This is a genomic window from Parasegetibacter sp. NRK P23 (genome assembly GCF_023721715.1).
Classification (GTDB): Bacteria; Bacteroidota; Bacteroidia; order Chitinophagales; family Chitinophagaceae; genus Parasegetibacter.
The window spans coordinates 2997713-3023326 of record NZ_JAMDLG010000001.1 but is presented as its reverse complement, the minus strand read 5'-3'; the positions used below and the strand labels follow the sequence as shown (position 1 = coordinate 3023326).

Below are 25614 nucleotides of genomic sequence, written 5' to 3'. Positions count from 1 at the left end.
TACATTTCAAATGTAAGTATATTTTTTTAACCGGGAGCCGAAGCGCGGCAGCGGTTTGCCTGTAAGGGCGGAAATAATTTAGCGTGATATTTTTGTACCTTGTAAAATTATGGGCTCACTCCTAAGTTTGTGACTATGCGATTAACCAATGAGCGGGAACTGGTTGCCCGGTAAAAAGAAGGGGATGAAAAGGCTTTCGTTGATGTGTACAACGCGTACAGCGCGGTATTGTATTCTTTTCTTGTAAAACTGAATGGCGACAGGGAAGACATCCGGGATGTGATCCAGCAGACTTTCACCAAATTATGGGAGCACCGCGCCACGCTGAACGAAAGTTTTTCGCTGCAGTCTTACCTCATTACCATCGCGAAGAACGATATCCAGAATATGGTGAAGAAACGCATCGTGGCCAGGAAATACCAGGAGGCGTTACCCGCTGTGGAAGAACGCGTAGCTGAGTTGAACACCAACGAACTTTACCAGGTTCTGCTTGATATATTAAACCAGTTGCCCGAAAAAAGGAGAGCCGTTTTTGCCCTTTCCCGGATGGAAGGGTACTCCAACAAAGAGATCGCGGAAAAACTCAATTTGAGTAAAAGCACGGTGGAGAACCACATCAACCAGTCTACCAAACAAGTGAAAGGACTCCTGAAAAAACTGGGACTTTCCGGCTGACCCCACATGCCGGAAAATATTTTTTCCTCCCCTTAGGTGCATGCAGGCACCAGATTGTATAGTATATAGATTTTTGACCAAGCACCCGTTCAGCAACGTGAAAAAAGAAGTCTTAAGAAGTTATTTCGAGAAAACCTGTTCCGGAGAAGAAGCGGCAGCGGTGGAGTTTTGGTTGCTGGATCCCGCGAACAAAGCGGCATTCGATCAGTTTCTCGAGACCTATTGGGACGAGCATGTGCAGGCACAGGAAAAACCGGTGATGAAGGAGTTGAAGCAGCGCAGCACTATCCGCCGTTTCCTGCCGCGTGTTGCTGCGGCGGCTGCGGTAATAGCTGTGATTGTGTTGACGGCAGTGTATGTAAACTCCGGCGAAAACACGACGGAGCAACGCAATCCGTTGGCAGCGGTAACACAGGAGAAAATTGCACCGCCGGTTGCCGATACAGCGGAATTGCTGATGAAGTCGGATGTGGTAAAGGAGATTAAGACGGAAGCTATGCCCTCGGAAAAGCGCTCGAAAACAAATGCTTCGAAGCAAGCCTCAGTGGTTAAAGCAATGGTTACCACCATCGGGTTCGGTAATAAAATCGATTCTTCTGCTATGGCGCAGCATTCAGTGAAGCCTACCAGGATGAACAGGATCATGATCAACGACAGCCTGCTCAGCAAGCTGGGAGAAACGGAACGAATGGCTGTGTTGCACCAGATGGCGTTGCGGGTCGATTTCAACAATGCGTCTTTTAATGATATAGCGGCAGTGTTCCGCGACAAATATGGTATTGTGCTGGAACTCTGTGCCTCCAATGGGGTAAAAGATGCGAAGGCCCATGCGTACACGGCACAGTTTTCCAATGTAACCTTTCCTGAGCTGATGAATGACATGTCGAAACAAATGATGTTCACCTACACGATGGTCGACAACGTGGTGAAGGTGTGTTTCAACTGATCACAACAGCATAATCAACAAGTTTGTTTTGCCTGAGATGAATGGTATGATATACCGTTAGGATAGCTTTTGTCCTGATGAACGGATAAACTGTGCGTATATAGGTTGCCGTTAATATCATCTCATGCGGAAAAATTTTTTACAACCAGAACGAATTAAAAATAACACCAAACCCACGCTTATGCAGAAGTTAAAGCGGCCTGCCGCCTACCCTGAGTTCCCTTGTTTTGCCCCTTTTTGTGAAAACGGAATCCGGGAGCGCTGATCCTGTAGTTGCTCCCGGTGCTGTTCCTGCGTGCGCAGCGTAACCATCCGTTCCGTAAACCAATTCTAAACTGTGAATCATTCTGCTATGAATCATCCGTTCCGTCATGGAATAGTGCTGAAGTTTTGTTTTGTGCTGTTCCTGGCCGTTGTACTCGGACCTGTTGCCGCGTTGGCGCAGGTGCCGGCCACTACCATGAGGGTGGTGCCAAAAATCATCGGTAAAGTATTTGATGAGGAAAAACGCCCGTTGGCCAATGTGTCTGTTTTGTTGAAAGGAAACAAGCGCATAGGCGCCGCTACCAATAACCAGGGCGATTTTGTATTCACCCCCGATAAGATGGATGGGGTGTTGTTGTTCAGTCATACCGGGTTCACAACAAAGGAAATTGAGTTGAAGCCTGATATGAAACTGCCGTTGGTGGTGGTGTTGGAGAAAAAAGAGGAAGAGATTGAAGAAGTGGTGGTAACGGGCTACGCCAACAGGTCGAAGAGCAGTTTTACCGGCGCTGCCGTGAGTTATTCTTCCGAAGACTTGAAACGCGTGGGCAACCGCAACGTGTTGCAAAGCTTGCAGAACCTGGACCCGGCATTCGTGATCACCGAGAACCTGAGCCTGGGCTCCAACCCGAATGCGCTGCCCGATATTCAGTTGCGTGGAAAATCCGGTCTCGATGATGTGCGTGGGGAATACGCGGGTAATCCCAACGAACCTTTGTTTGTTCTCGATGGATTCGAGGCCAGTTTACAGAAGATCTACGACCTTGATATGAACCGTGTTGCCTCCATCACGTTGTTGAAGGATGCCGCAGCCAAAGCTATTTATGGCGCCAAAGCCGCTAATGGCGTGGTGGTAATTGAAACGCTCCGGCCCAAAGAAGGAGAGATGCGCGTTTCTTACAACGGCAATTTTAACGTGGAAGTGCCCGACCTGAATTCCTACCACCTTACCAATGCACGCGAGAAATTACAGGTGGAGAAAAACGCCGGACGCTACACGTCAACGCAGCCCTTCGTGCAACAATTCCTGAATGAGCAATACAATGGTATTCTGAAAAATGTGGAAGAGGGCGTGAACACGTATTGGATGTCGAAGCCTTTGCGTGTGGGCCTCGGCAATAAGCATACGCTTTTTCTGGAAGGGGGTTCTTCATCCATGCGTTACGGCATCGACCTTACTTACAACAATGTGGTGGGCGTGATGAAGGAATCGAACCGGGAAAACGTGGGCGGAACCATCAACCTTTCTTACAGGAATGGGAAGGTGAATTTCAGGAATATTCTTAATGTGACTTTTAATAAATCGAACAATTCGCCGTACGGGAATTTCTCGGAATACACCGCGCTCAATCCTTATTTCAGGCCGGTAGACGAATTTGGAAACACGCAGAAGCTGCTTGGTTCTTTCCAGTCATCCGCTTCCGCCACGCCGTTGTATTATTTCAACCCCCTGTACAACGCGCAACTGGAAACGAAGAATTTCTCCAAATACAACGAGATTACGGAGAATTTCTACGCGGAATACCAACCCGTGAAAAACCTCCGGCTTACCGCCAGGGTTGGGTTCACGTACAATGGTAACGCTTCGGAAGTGTTCCTTCCCGGAGACCATACCAGTTTTGCGTTATGGACCGGGGAGTCCTTTTATAATCGCGGTTCCTATCGCATGAGTGATGGTGAAAGCACTTCGCTGAGTTCCGATCTTTATGCCAACTGGACAAAAACCGCGGGCAAGCACGTGTTCTTCGTGAACGGTGGCTTCAACCTGGCGGCGTTCAAAAATGAAAGTCATGGCATGACGGCCTGGGGCTTCCTCAACAACCGCGTAGACTTCATCACTTTCGCGAAGCAATACGAAGAGAACGGCGTTCCCTTCGGTGCCGAATCCAATAAACGCGAAGTGGGCATCATCAGTTTCGGTAACTACGCTTACGACAACCGGTTCCTGGCCGATTTCAGCTTACGCAGGAACGCCTCCTCTGTATTTGGCGCCAACAGCCGCTGGGGCGATTTCTGGTCTGTGGGGCTGGGCTGGAACCTGCACAACGAAGAAATGTTCCGCAATTACAAAAGCATCAATAACCTCAAAATCAGGGGATCGGTAGGTTCAACGGGGAGCCAGAACTTCAGTCCTTACCAGGCCATGGCCACCTACAATTTCTTCACCAGCAGCACCTACGATAATATTCCTGGCGCATACCTGTTCGCGTTGGCCAACGATAACCTGAAATGGCAGGAAACAATGGATTACAATGCGGGGGTGGATATGAAACTGTTCAACAAACTCAACCTCCGGTTCGATTATTTCCTCAGCAACACGAACAGCCTGCTCGTTGATTTTACACTGCCTACTTCCACGGGTTTCAGTTCTTTCAAAGAAAACCTCGGTTCCCTCCAGACCAAAGGTTTTGAAGGCACGGTAAGTTATATGGTGTACTCCAACCCCAAGAAGCAGTCCTTCGTAACCGTGAATGCTTCATTCGCGAAGAACAGCAATAAAATCACGAAAATATCCGATGCGCTCCGGGCGCAGAACAAGGAACAGGATGAAAGCACCACCAACCTGAACGCGCCAAAAACGCGGTACGAAGAGGGGCAGTCTATCAGTTCCATCTGGGCCGTTCCTTCCCTCGGCATCGACCCCGCCACCGGTTCGGAAATGTTCCTTTCCAAAGATGGAAAAACAACTTATGTGTGGAACGCCGACGACCAGGTGGTGGCCGGTGTAACCGATCCGAAACTGCGGGGCAACTTCGGCATGAGTATGGAATACAAAGGCTGGGGGCTGTCGGCTTCCATGCGTTATACCCTGGATGCGGGTTTCTACAACAGTACCCTGGTGAACAGGGTGGAGAATGTGAACGTGGCCAATAATGTTGACACCAGGGTGCTGAACAATACCTGGCAGAACCCCGGAGATGTAACCTACTTCAAAAGAATATCCAGCACTCCTACGGTAACCAGGCCTACCACAAGGTTCTACGAAACCAAATCCGATCTTACTTTTTCCTCCCTGAACGCGTATTACGATTTTAAATGGAGGAACATTAAGAAATACGGTATCCAGAACCTGAAACTGGGGTTCTATATGTCGGAAGTATTCGTGGCTTCCAATGTAAGAACGGAGCGTGGAACAGATTATCCTTTCGCCCGCACTTTTTCTTTCTCCATTCAAACCACTTTTTAATTACAGCAGATGAAAAAGATAAGTTTAGTATTCCTGTTGGCCGCGCTGTTGCTAGGTGCATCCTCCTGCAAAAAGTGGCTCGATGTATTGCCCAACGCGCAGATAAAAGAATCGGAATTGTTCCGGTCAGAAGCCGGTTTCAAAGAGGCCCTCTCCGGCGTATACACCATACTTACTGAACAATCCCTGTATGGAAAGGAACTTACCTACGGCATGATGGGCGTATTGTCGCAGGAATGGGCCGGGAAGCCCACGGCGTATGATGATGACGGTAATTATAATTACACGGCCACCATGTCGCAGAGCAGGATCGATAATGTTTGGGCTACTATGTATAAAGCCTTGAGTAATACGAACAACATCATTGAAAACATTGACAACTACAAGGTGTTCACAGGCGAAAACTACAGCATCATCAAAGGAGAAGCGCTGGCGCTGCGCGCCTTTATGCACTTCGACCTGCTGCGGTGTTTTGGCGCCGCTTACACGGTGAACCCCGCGCGGCCCGCTATCCCGTATGTTACGAAATATACTTCGCAGCAAACACAGCAGGTTTCAGTGGGAGAGGTGGCGAAGAAAATCCTGGAAGACCTGCTCGCCGCCAAAGCGTTGCTGAAAGCAGATCCCATTTTCACCGGCAGACAGGTCACCGAATTCGACGACAACGGCTACCTGATGAACCGGCAATTGCACCTCAATTACTACGCGGTGGAAGGGCTGCTCGCCAGGTTGTACCTCTACATGGGCGATTATGAAAAAGCCCGCGCCAGCGCAAGCGCCGTGGTGGCTTCCGGTAAATTCTCCTTCACGCCGCAGGCCGACCTTATCAGCGGTGAAGATCTTTGTGGCGCGACAGAACACCTTTTCGCGTTGCAGATCAATAACCTTACCCAGTATTCCATCAACTTCCTGTCGCAGGAAGGAACGCAGATATTTTCACTCACCGCGGCTGCGCACCTGAGCTATTATGAGAACAATACCGATGATTACCGCTATCTCTATCTTTTCCAGAATGGCACAGGCGCCAATGCGGATAGAAGGTATCTGCTGAAGTTCGCCGAATCAACCGCTACTGAAACGTATTACCAGAACAAAATGTCCATCATCAAACTGGCTGAAATGTACTACATACTCGCGGAATGCGACCAGCACGACGGGCAAAACGTCCTGGACGATGTGAACCCGGTAAGGAAAGCGCGCGGGCTCCAGGAACTCACTACACCACCGGCGGATTTCAGAACGTTTATGACCAATGAGTTCCGCAAGGAATTTATTGGGGAAGGACAACTGTTCTTTTACTACAAGCGCCTGAACCAGGCTTCCATCCAGGGTTCTGATAAAAACCTGGTGGGACTGAAAGCCTATATTTTTCCATTGCCCGCCTCCGAATACGAAGCGGCCAACAGAGTTGATAACCGATAAAACTGTTTTATGAACGCACTCAGATTTTTGCTCCTTATAGGCAGTTGCGCCCTGTTTTCCTGCTCGCAGAAAAATGACTTCTTCTTTCCTGAAAAGAAAAACGGCCTGAACATCTGGCTGGGATCCGCTACCATTCGGGAAGACAGCGTGACCTATAATTTCGCCTACACACTGGCCGGTCGCGATTCCGTTATGTTCAACTACCGTATGTCGGGCCATCCCCTGCAACAGGATACCGAGTTTGAACTGGAAGCCGTTTCCGGCGATACGGCGCTGGTGCCATATTCCTTCGGGAAATATGTACTGAAAGCCGGTACCTTCCAAGGCAGATTTCCCATCTACATTGATAAACCCGATGGTTACAAGGAGTTTGAAAATACCACCGGAAGCATTGTCTTTCGCCTGAAACCATCACCGGTGCTGGAGGAAGGGGCAAAGGAAATAAGCGGGCTGAAGCTCCGGTTCAGGAACTTCGTTTCCAAACCCGATAACTGGGATGTGGCTACTTCGCCGTATTTCACCATGGCGCGGTATTTCGGCGCCTACAGCAACAGAAAATATTCCTTCATCATTCAAACCACGGGTATGGCCAATTTTAAGATATACTACACGGTGTCGAATAACCCGGTGCTGGAAGAAAATACCATCACCGCCACACAGGCTACCTACCTGCAGAACAAGTGCAAAGTGGCGCTACAGGCTTATGTGGCCCAGCATGGACAACTGATGGATGAAAACAATAACCCCGTGGTTTTTCCCTGATTATTATCTGACTGAATTATGAAAAAACTTAGCTTTTTAACTGGTGTCATCGCTTTGCTCCTGGTGGTGCAAGGTTGTTACAAGGATAAAGGAAATTATGATTACACCGCGCTGGATGAAGTGCGGATAGATACCGCCGAAGCGGGCATCCTTCCTGCGTATGCAGTTTACCGTTACGATACATTGCGGATTGAGCCGAAAGTATTCCTGAACGGAAGCCTGGTGGCCAGCGAGGCCCAGGTATCGGACAAACTGAGTTTCACCTGGAGTATTTTCCAGGCTACCGTGGGCGGTCCCATTCAATCGAGGGATACCTTGTCGAATACGATCCGCCTGAAAGCGCCGATTACCAAACCTGCGGGCAAATGGATTGTACACCTTGCGGTGAAGGACCTGGTTACCCAGGTGGAAACTTACCAGCGTTTCAACCTGGATGTGTCGGAAGTACTTTCCGATGGTTGGATGGTATTGTATGAAAGGGAAGGCAATACGGATGTGGGCTTGATTGTGGACGACAGAACAAAAACAGGTGTGGTAACGCCCCGGCTTTTCCTGGACCTGATCAGGAGTGGCAATGAGGCGCCACTGGAGGGTAAACCTGTCGCCATGCTGCATTCCGCCGCGCCCCTTTCCAGTGCCCAGGTGCTGGTGGCCTCCGAAAAAGATATGGTGGGCGTGGAGCGTTCTTCTTTCCAGGCGACTTTTAAGTTCAACGACCTGTTCTGGTCGGCTCCCGCTGAGCGGAATGTAGGATTCGTGGGCGGTACGCTGGTAAGAAAGGAAATGGCGATCGTGAACAACCGGGTGCACGTAGTCAATTTCGCGTCGTCCGGGCTCTTCCGTACCAATAAACTTGGAGTGGAACTGAACGGCGAATACGGGGAACTGGAGAAGTGGTCCACGGTCTGCTACGGCGCGGCTTACGATGCGGTGCTCTATGATAAGACCAATAAGAAGTTTAAATATGTGCCATCTAACGGCACAGCCGTGATGGATTTTCCCACCCAACTGCCCACCACAGGATTCAACGTAGGAAATGTGGGACTGGACCTGAAAGCCTCTGACTGGGGCCTGACCAACTATGAGTACAGCATGATGAGCGACAATGCGGGTACCTACCTGATGGTATCAAACTTTATGGGGGTGAACACGAATGTAGGGTTAAGAAAAATAGACATGTCCACCAGTCCGGGCGTAAACAATGTAACTACGCTGAGTGCCGCGGCTACCGGTCAGTTTGTGCTCTACGGTTCAGGCAGTAATGTTTACATCTTCAAGTACAATACCAACCTGCCAGCGGAAATGGCCTGGACGGCCCCTGCCGGAGAACAGGTAACCTGCGTGCGCCTGCAGAAATTTTATTTTCCCTCCATACAGGCCAGCCTGCTGCCGCTTCCTCACCAGGTGGTGTACATCGCGACCTGGAACGAAACCGCCAAACAGGGGAAAGTGTACAGCTTCAGAATCGATCCTTCCAGCGGCGCCATCAATACGGCTACCGAAAGGGTAACGGAAGGGTACGGTAAAGTGAAGGATATGAGTTACAAATGGAATCTTTAATAAACCATAAAACAAGAAAGATGAATTGTTTCAAGTTAATCAGTGTGTGGGCGCTTGCCTTGCCTTTCAGCGTGATGGCCCAGAACCAGGCCCCGAAAAATGTGAAGATCACAGGAAAGTTCGTGAACGTAAAAGAAGACTTCAATAAGATATACATCTTTTATACGGAAGATGGCGTGAAGCATCTCGACAGCGCCGATGTGATCAAAGGAAAATACAGCACCGCCATCAGCGTGCAGGATCCGCTTATCATCACAATGGTAGGGCTGAAGAGCTTTCCGGGCAAAAGAGCCGGTGTGATGATCAGCAACGACAATAAAATGGATGTTTACGTGGAGCCAGGGAAGATCAGCATCCTGAATAAGGACAGCTTCCTCAATTACACGGTGAAAGGCTCCAAAAGCCACACGGAATATGTGAAAATCAACAACCACGCAAAAGAATACCAATCTAAGATGATGGACCTGATGCGCGCCTCCCAGGAAAAAGGACTTTCCGCTGAAGAAAAGAAGGAGATACAGGATAAGCTGGTTAGTATGCGGGATGAAATGAATGAACAGGTATTCAAAAAATACATTGACGAAAATCCGAATTCCCCCGTTCTTTTCTATGCGCTTCAACGCTACTCCGGCGGCTCCCGCGACGGACTGAGGAAAATCCTGGATATGTACAACCAACTGCCCGACGACCAGAAGTTCTCCAAAGAAGGTGTCGCTTTCGCGAAAAGAATTGAAGGTCAGCTGGCCATCACCATCGGCAGCATGGCGCCCGATTTCTCCATGCCTACCCCCGAAGGGGTGGAAGTCGCGCTCTCTTCCCAGCGCGGTAAATATGTATTGCTCGATTTCTGGGCCAGTTGGTGCGGTCCCTGCCGGAAAGAAAATCCGCACGTGGTGAGCGCTTACGAAAAATTCAAGGATAAAGGCTTTACGGTATTCGGCGTATCCCTCGATCGTGCCAACGATAAAGCGAAATGGGTGGAAGCCATCAAAACCGATAACCTTGGCGCCTGGACCAATGTTTCAGATCTTAAATACTGGAGTTGCGAGGCCGCGCTGAAGTATGGGGTGTCTGCTATTCCGCAGAATTTCCTGATTGATCCTACCGGGAAGATTATCGCGAAGAACCTGCGGGGAGAAGCGTTGCATAAGAAGCTGGCGGAGTTGCTGTAGGTGTCCGCGAAGACATTTCACGCAAAGACGCAAGGGAGCAAGGGCGCAAAGAGTGGTTGAGGTGCTGCAGGTTGAATGGGGTGTTTTCACGCCACGACGCTACGATGCAACGCCTTGTTTGTTGGTTGGCTTGTTGTGTTTCCTGGTTTAGCTTTTATACTTCATTTGCCATTCATGGCTTAAAGCAAAAGTTATAAGGGTGTGTCCTCATTTGCAGGCGCACCCTTTTTTATACTATGATTTCCTATTAAATCATTTGAGGAATGTCTTGTGTAAAAGAAGCTTACACTCAAAGCGGTCCAAACACAAACAAGGCGTTGCATCGTAGCGTCGTGGCGTGAAATAAAAAACGTCTCCTCAAAGAAACCCCTGGCCAACCAATCAATGCTTTGCGTCCCTGCTCCTGCGAGGCTGCGAGGTACGAAGCAGGAAGCAGTGCGTTGCGAACTGCGAAGCAGAAAGCAATTGCGTGGAATAAAAAGCTTCTCCTCAAAGAAACCCCAGCCAACTAATTAACGCTTTGCGCCCTTGCTACTTTGCGTCTTTGCGCGAAAAAAACTTCTCCCAAAAGAGATCTCCAACCAACCAATCAAGGCTTTGCGCCGCCGCGTTGCGAGGAACGAAGCAATCGCGTGAAAAAAAACACCCCCTCCCCAGCAGGTTTTCCCACCACCCATCGTCCAACGAAACACATACACACAACATGTAAAGAACCACCCTCAAAATTCTTTATATGAACCAACCTTTTCGCCCCATGGCAATTTTATTGAAAACCAAGCGCACTCATTCCCTGCAATGGCTGTGCTTTTTATGTTTTGCCCTTATTTCATTTCAGCCTTTGTTCGCCCAGCAATTTCGTCCCGCTGCTTTTGAGGAAGAAGTGATTGCCGTGGTGAAAAAAGTAAGTAGCGCTGCCGTACGCATTTCGGGCTATGATTCTGTCCGGAATGTTCCGGCAGGCGGCAAATTCAGTGGCGTGGTGGTAAGCGCCGATGGCCTGGTGCTCACCGCCGCCCATGCTTCCCGCCCCAATGCAAAATATAAACTCTTCTTCCCCGATGGCAAAGAGGCCATTGGTGTGGGACTGGGCCGTATCGGCACCGTGGATGCGGCTTTGATAAAAATCATTGATGCGGGAACCTGGCCCTACGCTGAAATGGGCTGGTCGTATGGATTAAAAGAATATCAACCCTGCCTCAGCATTGCGTATCCCGCGAGCATCGAAACCAATAAGGCGCCCGTGGTACGGTTGGGTTATGTAGCCGAACCTGTTTCGCGTTCGGGCATGATCCGTTCCACCTGCCTGATGGAACCCGGTGATTCCGGCGGACCATTGTTCGATATGTTCGGAAGGGTGATCGGTATTCACAGTCGAATAGACGTGGCGCTGGATGTGAACCTGGAAATCCCGGTAGATCATTTCCGTAAATACTGGACCGCGTTGCATGCGCCCGAGAATTACCGGGGCAGGGAATTGCCCGCGGAAGACAATGTGGGAATAGACCCACTCGAAGGAAAACAAAAAGTACATCCGCAACTGGCCGCTTTAACGGGTTTGTTTAATGAAGGTAAGCAAGCGACTGTATCGGTTACGAATGGCGCTGAAGGTGCGCCCGTAGCCTGGGGTACTGTTGTTGCGCTGAAAGGTGCCAAAGAAAAATACATTGTAAGCAAGAGTTCACTGGTGGGCAATGATCCCTTCGTTCAAACAGGTGCGCGTTCTTCCAAAGCAACCGTCGTGAGGCGCCACGATTCCCTTGACCTGGTATTGCTGAAAGCCGATGTTCCGGTGAATGCCGTGGAACTTTCTTCCGGGTATGGAGATACGCTGCGTGCGGATGTGGTAGGAAGTTTTCTGGTGTCAGTGGCGCCATCGGGGAACAAAAGGGTGGGCGTATTCTCCGCTGCGCCGGTTGCTGTGCCGGGAAGATCGGGCATCGGTTTCCTGGGGGTGATGTCGGAGCAGTTGAATGGAAAACTTAGTCTGCGCGAAGTGGTGCAACGTTCTCCCGCGGAACTGAGCAGGTTGCAGAAAGGAGATTTGCTGCATACCGTGAACGGAACCGATGTCAGTTCTCCTGAAGAATTGTCTAAAGCGCTGGAGCGCTTTAAGCCCGGAGATTCGGTTGAATTGAAAGTGAACCGCAACGACAGCGCTTTCGCGGTATTTGTGAAGCTCGGCGCAAGGCCGGAAATAGAGCGCCACGCTGCAGACAGGCTGGAAGAAGGTAAAAGCGTCCGCAAAGATGGTTTTGCCCGCGTGTTTGTGCATGATACACCTGTTCGCCCTGAAGAATGCGGTGGACCGGTGTACAACAGGAATGGCGCGTTCCAGGGCGTTAACATAGCCCGCATCAGCAGGACCTCCACGCTGGCCGTTCCCTATAAAGTATTGTACGATTTCGTGCGGGGCAGTACTGCTGGAGAATGAATCCTTCGGTAGCTTACACGCAATGCTGTACCTTTGCGGCTCAATAGCTTGCGCATGATGCGGAAACGGATCAGGCGGTTCTCGCGCCTGTCGAAGTATATCGTTTATAAAGAGACCCTTGTTGATGCGAAGGAACATTTCTGGTCGTTCATCGGTTCCTTCTTCGGGATAGGGCTCATCGCGTTCCTTCAGCGTAAGGTGTTGCTTTCCCAGGACAATGTATTGCTGATCGGCTCTTTTGGCGCGTCCAGCGTATTGGTGTACGGCGCCATTCAGAGTCCGTTGTCGCAACCCCGGAACCTGATCGGCGGGCATGTGATTTCGGCGCTGGTCGGGGTTACTATTCAGCAACTGTTGCCGGACCTGCTCTGGTTGTCGGCGCCGCTGGCGGTTTCAGCCTCCATCGTACTGATGCAGATCACAAAAACACTTCATCCTCCCGGCGGGGCTACGGCGCTGATCGCCATTATTGGTTCAGAAAAGATCAAGGCGCTCGGTTATTGGTACGTGCTTTCACCTGTACTTACCGGCGTACTCCTTCTTTTTATGACGGCGGTAATCTTCAATAATATGACACCGGAACGCGGCTATCCCACCAATAAAAGATTTACAAGGGTATGGAAACGGTTGATCATTTCCAGGAGATTGTTCCGGGGAAGATGATATGCTGCTGATCCAGTATGATGGAGGTGGAAAACTGGAATCTCCTTCCGCTCAAACCCCGGTAATAAGTATGATTGAATACAAGTCAAAGCGGCGGTCTCTGTGGGGATCGCCGCTTTGTATTTGAAAGATGCACACAAAATCTTCTTTCAAAACACCTTTTTTCAATCTTATTTTCTACATTTGATTTCATTATAGTATAGAATAGGATAGATTAATTCTCAATTAATTGATTTTAAATTAGATAACGATTTTACTTGCATTCCGAATAAGTACAATGAATACCGTTTTTGAACAGATTTACGAAATGGAAGGCGTGCATGGCCTGTCGAAACACGAGCAACTCGTGAACGGCATCCTGAACGCCATTCAGAACAAAACCTTAGCCCAGGGCGATATGCTGCCCTCCGTGAACAACCTTATCAATGAATTCGGTTTCGCCCGGGAAACCATCGCCAAAGCGTATAAGGACCTCGTGAAAAGAGGCATCGTGGAATCGAAGAACCGGGTGGGCTTTTTTGTGTCTAATGTGGATGTGAAACAGCATTTGCGGGTGGCCCTTATTTTATTCGCCTTTGATGCATTCCAGGAAACTTTCTATAAAACTTTCCGCTCACGCGTGGGAAAAGGGGTTCATATCGATGTGTTCTTTCACCACAACAATATTGATGTGTTTGAAAGTACCATCAACAAAGTGCGCGGGCAATATGGCATGTACGTGGTGGCGCCTATCCCGCATACGCGCACGGCAAAAATACTGGAGGCCCTCCCTATGAACAATTTCCTGATGATAGACAGGTACGAACAGATTGGTGCTGACCATTCCTATATCGCACAGGAATTTGAGCAGTCATCGTACCGGGTATTCATGGAACTGAAAGATACCATCCGTGCCTACGAAGGCATGGTGTATTACCACCGGCCCGCGGCGGATACCCCCATTGAGATACTGCACGCGTACAAGAAGTTCGTGAAAGAAGTGGGCATCAACAGTGAAATACGGGCGGAATACCTTTCCGGTACCATCGAAAAAGGGAAGGTGTATTTCACAATCAACAACACCGAGTTGTGGAACATGCTGAAGGATTGTAAACTGAAAGGACTGGTACCCGGCAAAGATGTTGGTATTCTGTCTCATAACGACGAGGTGGTGAAAGAACTGATTATGGACGGGATCACCACTTATTCCGCCGATTTTAAAGTAATGGCGGAGAAGGCGGCGGATTTTGTGCTGAAAAGAAAAAAGATACAGGAAATTATTCCCACTGTGCTCATCAGGAGGAACTCACTGTAACGATTAGCCGATAACTACCATGAACCAGACCGGGCTCATAGGATTTTTTTTGTTCCTGACATTGGTTGCCGTCATTTCCATCTTCAAAACAAGGAAGGTGAAACTGAATACGACCGCAGCCTATTTTATGGGCAACCGGTCGCTGGGCTTCTGGATGGTGGGGACCTCTCTTTTTCTCACCAACATCAGTTGCAACCAGTTCATCGGCGAGAATGAATTTGTGTATACCAACGATATGTCGGTGATGGCCTGGGGCATGAGTTCCATCCTCGCGATGCTGATTGTGGCGGAGTTTTTCCTGCCGGTTTACCTGAAGATGGGTGCGGTAACCACGCCCGATTTTCTGGAACAACGTTTTGGAAAAGGCATGAAGCGCATCGTGTCCCTTATTTTCCTGGCCAGCTATCTTGTAAGTCTTATCCCTACGGTGTTGTACGGGAGCGCAGTGGCGCTGAACGGTATTTTTCATATCGACACAGCATTGGGAATCAGCTATTTTTCAGCCATCTGGATACTGGTGGTGCTGGTGGGGATTATTGGTTGTTGTTACACGGTATTGGGCGGGTTGCGCGCGATCACGGTGTCCGACCTGGTGCAGGGACTGGGTATGTTGATAGGCGGCTTCCTGCTGCTCTGGTTCAGCCTGCAATACCTCGGCGACGGTAGTGTACTTCATGGAATCGAAAAGATTACCGGTTCGGAGAAGGAACACCTCAACGCGATCGGAGGGGCGAATGATCCCATTCCGTTCGGCACGCTGTTTACGGGAATGTTCCTGATCAACCTGTATTACTGGGGTATGGAGCAATACATTGTGCAGCAGGTGCTGGCTTCGAAGAGTCTGTCGCAAGGGCAGAAAGGGATTTCCCTGGCCTGCGTGGGCAAACTGATTTCTCCTTTACTCCTCAATGTGCCGGGGTTGATCGCGGTGCATCTTTACCCCGACATCACCAATACGGCCACGGTGTTCCCAAAGCTGGTGAGTGATGTGTTGCCGTCTTTGTTAACGGGCTTCATGGCCGCGATCGTGTTCGGTGCCGCCATCAGTACTTTCAATGCGGGACTGAACAGCTCCGGGACATTGTTCATCATGAACCTGTACAAGCCCTGGCGGAAAGCCGCGGCCAGCGATAAAGAGCTGGTAAGAACGGGCCGGATTTTCCAGGTCACCATCACGGTGCTGGCGATGTGTTTTTCGCCTTTCATCCTGTATTTCGATGGAGGGTTCTACCACTATATTCAAAAAATATCCAGCTTTTTCAGTGTGCCGGTATTCACGGTAATGATCATTGGATTGTTAACCAAACGCGTGCCGGAGCTGGCGGCGAAAGTGGGACTGGTGTTCTTTATCGTGATGTATGGCATCAGTCAGTTCGTGGTGGATACCGGATTGAATTACCTGCATGTACTGGCCATTTTATTTGCGGTGTCGGTGATGTTGATGTTGCTGATCGGGAAGCTGCGACCTATGCCCGTGGCTTATGTAGCTAAAAATATGGCAGTGGTGAACATGCGCCCCTGGCGCGCGCGCTATTGGTTCTTCGCGGCCCTGCTGGTACTGATGGCTGGGATGTTCCTGCTTTTTTCTGAATACGGGCTCGCGGCATAAATGCGGGGCTTTTCATACTGTGCTCACTTTAATAAATTAATCAAAAGGATGAAAAATCTGATCAGGGTTTTAGGTGTTTTATTGTTGCTGATGAAAGGGGGAACCACTTCGGCACAACAACAGATTGCCATAGAAACGGAGAAAATAAGTCTGGTATTCACAGTGGGTACCAACGGAAGATTGTACCAGTCGTACCTGGGAAAGAAATTGTCTGCTCCTTCAAAAGCATTGCTTTCTCCCGGCAATGGCGAAGCCTATGTGCCTTCAGGTGGCGATAATCTTTTTGAACCCGCGGTAAGAATGATTCATGCCGATGGCAATCCTTCATTGGAACTGGTGTACGAATCCCATGCCGTTAAAAATGAAGGCGGGAACACAACCACGAGTATCGTGTTGAAGGATATGGTATACCCGGTGAAGGTTGTACTGCATTTCAGCGCTTTCAGCAAAGAGAATGTGCTGAAGGAATGGGTGGAGATTTCACACACAGAAAAAGCGCCTGTTCAACTCACCCATTTCGCGTCTTCCATGTTGCATTTCAAAGCGGACGATTACTGGCTCACGCAGTTCCATGGCGACTGGGCAGAGGAAATGCACATATCAGAAACAAAACTTACCAGCGGTATCAAAATCATCGACAGTAAGCTCGGTACCCGCGCCAATATGTACCAGACCCCGGCATTCGCGCTGGCTACCAACCGGCCCGCCACGGAAGAGGAAGGGGAAGTGCTGCTGGGCACACTGGCCTGGACGGGCAATTTTCAGTTCGCATTTGAAGTGGATGAAAAGCAGCAACTGCGCATAGTTTCCGGAATGAATCCTTTCGCGTCCGAATACACGCTGGAAACGAAAAAGAATTTTACCACACCCGCGTTCATCTTTACTTACAGCGATATGGGGAAAGGGCAGGCTTCCCGTAACTTCCATGCCTGGGGTAGGAATCATGGGGTGCTGAACGGCAACAAAGAAAGGATGACCCTGCTCAACAACTGGGAAGCCACACAATTCGATTTCGATGAGAAAAAACTTATCGCGCTCTTCGGTGAAGCGAAAGAACTTGGTGTAGACATGTTCCTGCTGGACGATGGCTGGTTCGGCAACAAATATCCCCGCCATAGCGACAATGCCGGTTTGGGCGATTGGGATGCCAATAAAAAAATATTGACCAATGGCGTATCAGCACTGGTAAAAGGCGCAAACGAAAAAGGCGTGAAATTCGGCATCTGGATAGAACCGGAAATGGTGAATCCGAAAAGTGAATTGTATGAAAAGCATCCGGACTGGGTACTGAAACTTCCGAACAGGAAAGAGCATTATTTCCGCAATCAACTGGTGCTGGACCTTATCAATCCACAGGTACAGGATTTCGTATACAAACTCGTGGACGACCTGCTTACTACTAATCCCGGCATCGCCTACATCAAATGGGATTGCAACCGGATGATGACCAATACTTATTCTCCGTTCCTGAAAAATAAACAGTCGCAGGTATACATCGATTACGTGAAAGGATTTTATGCTGTAATGGAAAGGATCAGGAAAAAGTATCCGGCATTGCCCATCATGTTGTGCTCCGGCGGTGGCGGCAGAACCGATTATGGTGCGCTCCAGTATTTTACTGAGTTCTGGCCCAGCGATAACACCGATGCTGTGGAACGCATCTTCATCCAGTGGGGCTACTCTTATTTCTTTCCCGCCAATACCATCGCCGCGCACATCACTTCCTGGGGCAAACAACCTTTGAAATTCAGGACCGACGTGGCTATGATGGGCCGGTTGGGCTATGACATCAACCTGGCCCACCTTTCCGAAACGGATATCGCGTTCAGCAAAGCCGCGGTGAAGAAATACAAAGAACTGAGCCCCGTAATAGGACAGGGTGATTTGTTCCGGCTGATAGCGCCAACAATGGATGGAAGGGCCGCCCTCATGTATGTTGACAGTCTGAAACAAAAGGCGGTACTCTTCGCCTATACCCTTCATCCAAGATATGGAGAGAACTGGTCCGCGGTAAAATTGAAAGGGTTGGATCCACTCAAAAAGTACCTGGTAAATGAAACCAATATTTACCCCGGCGCAAACCCTTCCCTGTCAGAAAACGGTAAAACATTTACCGGGGAATACCTGATGGAAAATGGACTGATGGTGTCGCAAAGCAATGCGCTTTCCAGCGCTGTGATCGAATTAACAGAGGTGAAATAGCTTTTCTTAACCCGGAAAACGAGTAACATGAAGAACATTTTTTGTGCGTGGCGATGTGCGCCTCCATTGTTGATCCTTTGCACATTGCTGATGGCCGCACCCGCGGAAGCAAAGGATATCCGGAAAGATTCTGTACTAACAATGCCTTTCGGAAAGAACAGTTATATCCGTTACGCGCTGGAGCGCGGTATTTATGATGTGTATGTGAACGGAAAACTGAAAGTGCGGAACGTGCATGCGCAGTATAGTGGTCCGGATAGTGGCGATAGCAGAACTCTCGTCTTTAATGACTGTGCAATCACGCCGTTGAAAGACGCTTTCGGGAAAGGAAAATTATTCGTGGTAAACCGCGGTAGCGGCAAAAACATGATGCAGCAGTTGTTCTATGTTTACCCGGGAAAAGATTATTTTTTTGTACAGGTAAACAAACGTGCTTTGAATGCCGGCGTGAACTATTCCGCACCGTTCTCCGGCGCTACCGTTATCGCACCGCAAGGCGAAGACCGCAGGGGCCTTTTCGTGCCCTTTGACAATGATATGTGGGTGCGCTACAATGCCTGTACGCTGGAGGGTGCCGATTACACAAGCAGCGAAGCAACAGCTTTGTACAGCAATGGAAGCCGGGAAGGAATGGTAATTGGTTCCATAGAACATGAGGTGTGGAAATCGGGAGTGCAGGTAAAACACCTTTCCGGAAACGAAGTTGCGGTTACCGCTTTCGGCGGCTACACGGACAGTATAACAACACACGATAGAAATCCGCATGGGATCGTTGGCGCGAAAGACAGTGTAGCTCGTTCTCCCAAAATAATGGTAGGCTTCTTTAGCGACTGGCGTGAAGGGATGGAAACCTATGCCCGACTGAACAGGTTGGCGGAGCCACCGGTTGTTTTCAAATGGAAGAAGGCAACGCCGATGGGCTGGAACAGTTGGGGCGCCATTCAAAGCAATATATCGCTGGACAATGCAAAGAAGGTGGTCGATTTTTTTGCGGACTCCTGTAAAACGTTCCGTAACGCAGACAGTACTTTATACATTGATATAGATTCTTACTGGGATAACCTCACAGGTGGCATGACTGGTGATTTCTCCGCGTTAGCGGCATTCTCCGCTTATTGCAAACAGAAAGGATTACAACCCGGTATTTACTGGGCACCGTTCGCTGACTGGAGCAAAACGCCCAGGAAGATGGAAGCAGGGCCTTACCGTTATGAAGAAACCTGGTTGAAAGCGAAAGGCGCACCGATGGATATAGATGGTGCACGGGCCATGGATCCCACGCATCCGGGTACCCAACAACGGATGGCTTATTTGCTGAACCGCTTTAAAGAAGCCGGTTTCACCATGATAAAAGTGGACTTCCTTGGCCATGGTGCACTGGAAGCCGACCGCTTCGCAGATCCGGCGGTTACAACAGGTATGCAGGCTTACAAAGTGGGTATGGCTTTTATGGACAGCGTACTGGATGGCGCCATGTTGTTGTATGCCGCCATTTCTCCCAATATGGCGACTGCCCGGTACGTGCACATGCGGCGCGTGGGCTGCGACGCGTTCAGCGCCATCGACAATACGGAATATACATTGAACAGTACAGGATACGGCTGGTGGCAGAGTAGCCTTTACGATTTTATTGACGGAGACCATGTTGTTTTCGGAAAGGAAAAGGAAGGTGCCAACCGTGCACGACTCGCTTCCGCTATTGTGACCGGAACACTGATTACCGGAGATGATTTCTCTCAACAAGGGCCATGGACCAGCATTGCAAAGAACTTACTGCAACAAAAGGATTTGCTCCGGATCATGAAAGATGGAAAGAGCTTCCGCCCGATAGAGTCCAATACGGGCAATAAAGGCGTGGAACTCTTTGTGAAAAAGCAGGGAAGAGACACCTATATCGCCGCTTTTAATTTCGGAAAGGAGGAAAAAACATTCCGTTTCTCCCCGGAAAGGATCGGGCTGAAACGGGGAAGCCGTCTTGTACTTCAATCCCTTTTTTCAGAAGCGCTTGTGCCCTTTTCAAGTGAAATATCTTTTGATGTGCTGCCCGAAGATGCCGCAATTTATCAAATCATTCAGCGGAATTGACAACTGTATTTAAACCAGGAATATTTTTTTTGCGAAGCGCTGAAAAAAGATATATTTGTACTAGTATAGTATAGTATAGAACAGCTGGCTTTGAAGGTAGCATTTCCTATTGGCTGTTGCCTTCCTGCACGCTGCTCGTACTTATTTTAAAGCCAATAATTGCTTATTATATGATCAGGAGATTTGCTTGCTGCATGTGGCGGATTACCGCCCATTCTTCCCGTTCGTTCCATTTTTTATTTTCCCTCACCTTTATTGCAATGTTGTTTATGGCCGGTGATGTGGTAGCGCAAACGCCTTCACGCATCACCATTACCGGTACCGTGAAAGATACTTCCGGCCGGGTATTGGAGGGGGCCAGCGTGGTGACCAACACAAAGAACGCATTGTCCACGGCTACCGACAGGAATGGTAAATTCGTGCTGGAAGTGCCTGTTGGAACTGAATTCAGGGTATCTTTCGTGGGATTCCTGGAGCAATCTTTCGAGGCCACCGCGTTGCGAAGGGAGTTCACCATTGTTTTACACGAGTCTTCTGCCGCAGGCGAAGAGATTGTGGTAACGGCCTTCGGAAAGAAGCAGCGCCGGGAAGCCGTGGTAGGCTCCGTTTCCAGCGTGAACCCCGATGATCTCAAGATTCCCGCGAGTAACCTTACCAACGCGCTGGCGGGGCAGGTGGCCGGGGTAATCGCGTTCCAGCGGATCGGCCAACCGGGTGCAGACAATTCTCAGTTCTTTATCAGGGGCGTTACTACGCTGGGGTACAGCGCCAGTCCGTTGATTCTTGTAGATAACATTGAACTGACCGCGAATGACCTCGCGCGTTTGCAGGTGGACGATATTGCCAGCTTTTCTATTCTGAAAGATGCCAGCGCCGCTGCACTGTATGGCGCGCGTGGCGCGAATGGCGTGATCCTGGTGACCACCAAAGAAGGTAAATCCGGAAAGGCGAAGATCAATTTCCGCATTGAGAACTCATCTTCCCGTCCAACTAAAAACCTGGAGCTGGCCGATCCCATCACGTTTATGAACGCGTTCAACGAGGCCGTGACCACGCGCGATCCACTCGCTACACCATTCTTTACGCCAAACGAAATTATCAATACCAGGGCCACCCTGAACAAGGAGCCTGGTCATAACCCCTACGTATATCCCGCGGTGGATTGGATGGATGTTTTGTTCAAAGACAAAACCACCACGCGCAGGGCAAACTTCAGTGTATCCGGCGGTACGGATGTTACCAAATATTATTTCGCGGGAAGCTATTCGCGTGATAACGGTATCATGGAAGTGAACCCGGTGAACAACTTTAATACCGGCATGAAGTTCGAAAACTACCAACTCCGTTCCAATATCAACGTTAAGGTGACCAAAACCACGGAAGCGGTAGTGCGGCTATGGGGAAATTTCAACGATTACACCGGGCCTATTACAAGTCATGAATCAGGTATCGCCACCGATCTGTATAACCAGGCGCTGCATACCAGTCCTGTGGCTTTCCCCGCATTCTATCTGCCGGACAGCGCCACGATGCTCAATAAGCACATTTTGTTCGGTAATTCATTGCGTTCCGGTAACCTGCTCCGTAACCCGTATGCCTCGTTGATGTACGGATACAAGAATTTCTCCGAATCGCGTATTTCCGCGCAGTTTGAACTGAACCAGGATTTTAATTTTATCACCAAAGGGTTATCGTTCAGAGGAATTTTCAGCACCAACCGATATTCTTATTTTGACATCAGCAGGAACTACCTTCCTTTCTATTATTCCTGGAATACCTACGATCCGGCTTCTAACGAATATACCCTGCGTTGGCTGAACGATCAGCCCGGCCAGGCACAGGAGTTTCTCGGCTACAATGAAGGGCAGAAAAACATTTTCAGCTATGTCTACCTCCAGGGAGCACTGGACTATAACCGTGATTTCGGGATGCACAACCTGAGTGGTGCGCTCATCGGTACACGGCAACAAACCTTATACGGCAACGCGGGTAGCTTGCTGAACTCGCTTCCTTTCAGGAACCTCGGCCTTTCGGGAAGGGTATCTTATTCTTACGACAGCCGCTACTTTGTGGAAGGAAACTTCGGTTACAATGGCTCTGAACGTTTTGCGCCCGATAACCGTTGGGGTTTCTTCCCCACGATTGGTGCGGGCTGGGTGATTTCCAACGAAAAGTTCTGGGGCGGAAAAATCGCCGATTATATTACCCGGCTTAAACTGCGCGGGAGTTATGGTCTCGTAGGGAACGACAACATCGGCAGCCAGCGTTTCTTCTACCTGTCCAGTGTGCGCCCCCGTGGCGGACCGCAGGCCTGGTTCGGTACCAACAACAGTGTAACCATGAATGGTACCGCCATTGATGCTTATCCCAACCCCGATGTTACCTGGGAAACAGGAAGAAAATCGAACCTCGCCCTGGAACTCACCATCGCGAAAAACCTGAATATTACCGCCGAAATTTACAAGGAACACCGTTACAATATTCTTATTCCGCGTGGATACATTCCCGTTACCGTTGGTATCGAAACTTCAGCGGCCAACAGCCTGCAGGCCAATCTGGGAGAAATGGATTCCAAAGGGCTGGACCTTAACCTGAACTACAAGAAAACCTTCTCTAAAAACTTATGGGCCTCCGTAATGGGGAACCTCACGGTAACCTCCAGCAAGATCGTTAGCTTTGAAGAACCCGAATACAACTACGATTACCGCTTCATTACAGGACGCCCGGGCGCACAACCTTTCGGCTACATCGCAGAAAGACTGTTCGTGGACGATAAAGAAGCGCTGAACGCGCCCACGCAGCTTTTCGGGGACGGTTTCAGACCGATGGGCGGAGATATTAAATACAGGGATATCAACGAAGACGGCGTAATCAACCAGGACGATCAGGTGCCCATCGGATTACCTACCACACCTGAAATCATCTATGGATTCGGGTTCTCGCTTGGTTATAAAAATTTCGACCTCAACGCTTTCTTCCAGGGCCTCGCCAGGGAATCTTTCTTCATTGACGCGCAGAATACCGCTCCCTTCGTGAACAATGCCCAGTTGCTGAAAGCCTATGCGGAGAACCACTGGTCGGAAGAAAACCAGAACCTCTATGCACTGTGGCCGCGCCTCTCGCCGAACCATATCGCCAACAATACCCAGCGCAGTACCTGGTGGATGCGGGATGGCAGTTTCATGCGGTTGAAATCGGTGGAAGCGGGATACACCCTTCCGAAAAGATGGTCCGGTACACTGCACGCGGAGAACATCCGCATCTACTTCAGCGGACTGAACCTGCTCACCTTCAGTAAGTTCAAAATGTGGGATCCGGAACAGGCGGGTGACGGTTTCGCCTACCCGATACAGAAAGTAGTGAACCTGGGTGTGAATATTAATTTCTAACCGAAAAAGAGAAAACGATGAAACGATTGACCAATATAACTTCCCTCGCCATAGCCGGCATGTTGTTGCTGGTGTCCTGCAAAAAATACCTGGACATTACACCAGACAATGTGGCCACACTGAACAGTTCGTTCACCAATGCCAATGAAACGCAGGCTTATCTCTTCGGTTGTTATTCCCCGCTACAATCCCTGGCCGATGTAAGGAGGAACCCGGGTTTCACCAGTTCCGGCGAAGTCATCTTCCCCATCAACCTTCAGGACCAGACAACATTGGGCGGAGCGGGCGGCGACGCGGGTTTCAACGTAATGCGCGGCCTTCAGAACAGCACGAACCCCCTCCTGAACTATTGGGACGGTTACAACATGGGCCTCAACCTATGGCAGGCCATCCGCATGTGCAATACTTTTCTGGACAATGTTCACATTCCGCGCGATCTCCCCGAGTACCAGCGGAAAAGATGGGCGGCCGAAGCCAGGTTCCTCAAAGCATACTACCATTACTGGCTGATCAGGATGTATGGTCCTATTCCCATTGCGGATGTGGCCATCCCCGTGAACGCCCCGGCGGAAGTGGTGCGCCAGAAACAACAAACACTCGATTCCTGTTTTAACTATGTGGTGAAACAACTGGATTCCGCGATCACGGACCTGCCACCCACCATACAGAACGCCGCTGCCGAAGCGGGCCGCATCTCCGGCACCATCGCGCTGGCGGTAAAGGCCGAAGTGCTCACCACACAGGCCAGCCCCCTGTTCAACGGTAACCCCGATTATGCCTCCTTCAAAGGCAAGGACGGAGAAAATCTTTTCCCCCTTACTTACGATGAAAACAAATGGCGCCGCGCAGCTGAGGCCTGCCGCATAGCGATAGCCGCCGCTGAACAGGCAGGACACGATCTCTACCAACTCAGGACCACAGGCAATATTGTTCATATCTCTGATGAGACCCGTCGCCTGCTGACCCTGCAAGGTGCTTTCGTGGACAGTTGGAACGCAGAACAGGTTTGGACACTCAACCCCGGCTTCGGCTGGCAATACATGGCTTCTCCCAGGGTGACGGCAGAGGCAGCCGCCAATGTGTTCGCCGTGTACTCGAACTTCTCGGTACCCGTGGGCCAGTCCGAAATATTCTATTCCGCCAACGGCGTACCCATCAGTGAAGACAAGAACTGGGACTATGCCAACAGGTATAAAACCCAACCCGGAGACGAGGCGCACGCTTTCTACCTCAAAAAAGGATACACTACCGCGATCGGTAATTTTAAACGTGAACCGCGTTATTATTCCAGCGTTTCCTTCGATGGTGGCATCTGGTTCGGTTCAGGTACCACAGATGACCGTGTCGCCAACCACATCAACGCGGTAAACGGCCCCGCGGCACCGCCCGACAGGTTGCGTTACAATGCGACCGGCTACTGGGCCAAAAAACTGGTGCCTTACCAAACCACTTTCGGGCAAAACAGCGTGCAGCAAAACTATTCCTGGCCCTTTATGCGTCTTTCAGGATTGTGGCTGCTGTACGCGGAATGTTTGAACGAAGCGAATGGCCCGGGATCTGAAGTATATGAACTTATTAACAGGGTAAGAACCCGTGCCGGATTGCCCGGCGTAGTGGAAGCGTGGCAACAGTATTCCCGCAACCCTACCAAGCCTTCCTCCAAAGAAGGACTCCGGCAGATCATTCACCAGGAGCGGAGGATAGAACTGGCTTTCGAAGGACAGGCAGGATGGGACCTCCGCCGCTGGAAAGAACTGCAACAGGTACTTGCGGCACCCATCCAGGGCTGGAGCGTATTCAACAGAACAACACAGGGCTACTACCAGCTGTCTACCGTGTATCAACCCGTATTCGCCCGCCGCGACTACCTTTTCCCGATACAGGATTACGACCTGCTCACGAACCCTAACCTGGTTCAAACCCTTTACTGGTAAACATTCTATTTATTTTAAT

At 49.9% G+C, this 25614-nt stretch carries 14 protein-coding genes and 1 pseudogene; all 15 read left to right on the top strand.

What is annotated here, in order from left to right:
- Positions 1 to 201 precede the first annotated feature (201 nt).
- Positions 202 to 675 (top strand): annotated as a pseudogene (locus tag M4J38_RS12200) (RNA polymerase sigma-70 factor); the annotation flags it as partial.
- A gap of 73 nt (positions 676 to 748) precedes the next feature.
- A complete protein-coding gene (locus tag M4J38_RS12195) occupies positions 749 to 1621 on the top strand; it encodes a hypothetical protein (RefSeq protein WP_251759882.1) in 873 nt (290 codons plus the stop codon).
- A 352-nt stretch (positions 1622 to 1973) separates the two neighbouring features.
- The gene (locus tag M4J38_RS12190; RefSeq protein WP_251759881.1) at positions 1974 to 5072 is read left to right on the top strand and encodes a SusC/RagA family TonB-linked outer membrane protein; all 3099 of its coding nucleotides are present in this window, start codon (positions 1974 to 1976) and stop codon (positions 5070 to 5072) included.
- A gap of 9 nt (positions 5073 to 5081) precedes the next feature.
- On the top strand, positions 5082 to 6494 hold the full coding sequence (locus tag M4J38_RS12185; RefSeq protein WP_251759880.1) for a RagB/SusD family nutrient uptake outer membrane protein: 1413 nt from the start codon (positions 5082 to 5084) through the stop codon (positions 6492 to 6494).
- A 9-nt stretch (positions 6495 to 6503) separates the two neighbouring features.
- Positions 6504 to 7256 carry a DUF4843 domain-containing protein gene (locus M4J38_RS12180; protein ID WP_251759879.1) on the top strand — a complete coding sequence of 251 codons (753 nt, stop codon included), beginning with the start codon at positions 6504 to 6506 and terminating at the stop codon, positions 7254 to 7256.
- 18 nt (positions 7257 to 7274) lie between these two features.
- Positions 7275 to 8816, top strand: coding sequence for a PKD-like family lipoprotein (locus tag M4J38_RS12175; protein ID WP_251759878.1), 1542 nt, complete (start codon positions 7275 to 7277; stop codon positions 8814 to 8816).
- Between the two features lie 20 nt (positions 8817 to 8836).
- Positions 8837 to 9988, top strand: coding sequence for a TlpA disulfide reductase family protein (locus M4J38_RS12170; protein ID WP_251759877.1), 1152 nt, complete (start codon positions 8837 to 8839; stop codon positions 9986 to 9988).
- A gap of 733 nt (positions 9989 to 10721) precedes the next feature.
- The gene (locus M4J38_RS12165; protein WP_251759876.1) at positions 10722 to 12419 is read left to right on the top strand and encodes a trypsin-like peptidase domain-containing protein; all 1698 of its coding nucleotides are present in this window, start codon (positions 10722 to 10724) and stop codon (positions 12417 to 12419) included.
- 54 nt (positions 12420 to 12473) lie between these two features.
- Positions 12474 to 13082, top strand: coding sequence for an HPP family protein (locus M4J38_RS12160; RefSeq protein ID WP_251759875.1), 609 nt, complete (start codon positions 12474 to 12476; stop codon positions 13080 to 13082).
- A 277-nt stretch (positions 13083 to 13359) separates the two neighbouring features.
- Complete coding sequence (locus tag M4J38_RS12155) at positions 13360 to 14376, top strand: GntR family transcriptional regulator (protein WP_251759874.1); 1017 nt, start codon at positions 13360 to 13362, stop codon at positions 14374 to 14376.
- A 19-nt stretch (positions 14377 to 14395) separates the two neighbouring features.
- A complete protein-coding gene (locus M4J38_RS12150) occupies positions 14396 to 15985 on the top strand; it encodes a solute:sodium symporter family transporter (RefSeq protein WP_251759873.1) in 1590 nt (529 codons plus the stop codon).
- 48 nt (positions 15986 to 16033) lie between these two features.
- Positions 16034 to 18187, top strand: a complete 2154-nt coding sequence (locus M4J38_RS12145; protein WP_251759872.1) for an alpha-galactosidase — start codon at positions 16034 to 16036, stop codon at positions 18185 to 18187.
- Positions 18188 to 18214: 27 nt separating this feature from the next.
- Positions 18215 to 20272: an alpha-galactosidase gene (locus tag M4J38_RS12140; protein WP_251759871.1), complete on the top strand. Its 2058-nt coding sequence runs from the start codon at positions 18215 to 18217 to the stop codon at positions 20270 to 20272.
- Between the two features lie 170 nt (positions 20273 to 20442).
- Complete coding sequence (locus M4J38_RS12135; protein WP_251759870.1) at positions 20443 to 23661, top strand: TonB-dependent receptor; 3219 nt, start codon at positions 20443 to 20445, stop codon at positions 23659 to 23661.
- A gap of 17 nt (positions 23662 to 23678) precedes the next feature.
- Positions 23679 to 25595, top strand: a complete 1917-nt coding sequence (locus M4J38_RS12130; protein WP_251759869.1) for a RagB/SusD family nutrient uptake outer membrane protein — start codon at positions 23679 to 23681, stop codon at positions 25593 to 25595.
- Positions 25596 to 25614 lie beyond the last annotated feature (19 nt).

Coding starts and splice junctions, on each gene's coding strand:
- M4J38_RS12145 (WP_251759872.1), top strand. CDS start 16,034: ATGAAAAATCTGATCAGGGTTTTAGGTGTTTTATTGTTGCTGATGAAA.
- M4J38_RS12175 (WP_251759878.1), top strand. CDS start 7,275: ATGAAAAAACTTAGCTTTTTAACTGGTGTCATCGCTTTGCTCCTGGTG.
- M4J38_RS12150 (WP_251759873.1), top strand. CDS start 14,396: ATGAACCAGACCGGGCTCATAGGATTTTTTTTGTTCCTGACATTGGTT.
- M4J38_RS12130 (WP_251759869.1), top strand. CDS start 23,679: ATGAAACGATTGACCAATATAACTTCCCTCGCCATAGCCGGCATGTTG.
- M4J38_RS12170 (WP_251759877.1), top strand. CDS start 8,837: ATGAATTGTTTCAAGTTAATCAGTGTGTGGGCGCTTGCCTTGCCTTTC.
- M4J38_RS12190 (WP_251759881.1), top strand. CDS start 1,974: ATGAATCATCCGTTCCGTCATGGAATAGTGCTGAAGTTTTGTTTTGTG.
- M4J38_RS12155 (WP_251759874.1), top strand. CDS start 13,360: ATGAATACCGTTTTTGAACAGATTTACGAAATGGAAGGCGTGCATGGC.
- M4J38_RS12180 (WP_251759879.1), top strand. CDS start 6,504: ATGAACGCACTCAGATTTTTGCTCCTTATAGGCAGTTGCGCCCTGTTT.
- M4J38_RS12140 (WP_251759871.1), top strand. CDS start 18,215: ATGAAGAACATTTTTTGTGCGTGGCGATGTGCGCCTCCATTGTTGATC.
- M4J38_RS12185 (WP_251759880.1), top strand. CDS start 5,082: ATGAAAAAGATAAGTTTAGTATTCCTGTTGGCCGCGCTGTTGCTAGGT.
- M4J38_RS12160 (WP_251759875.1), top strand. CDS start 12,474: ATGATGCGGAAACGGATCAGGCGGTTCTCGCGCCTGTCGAAGTATATC.
- M4J38_RS12165 (WP_251759876.1), top strand. CDS start 10,722: ATGAACCAACCTTTTCGCCCCATGGCAATTTTATTGAAAACCAAGCGC.
- M4J38_RS12135 (WP_251759870.1), top strand. CDS start 20,443: ATGATCAGGAGATTTGCTTGCTGCATGTGGCGGATTACCGCCCATTCT.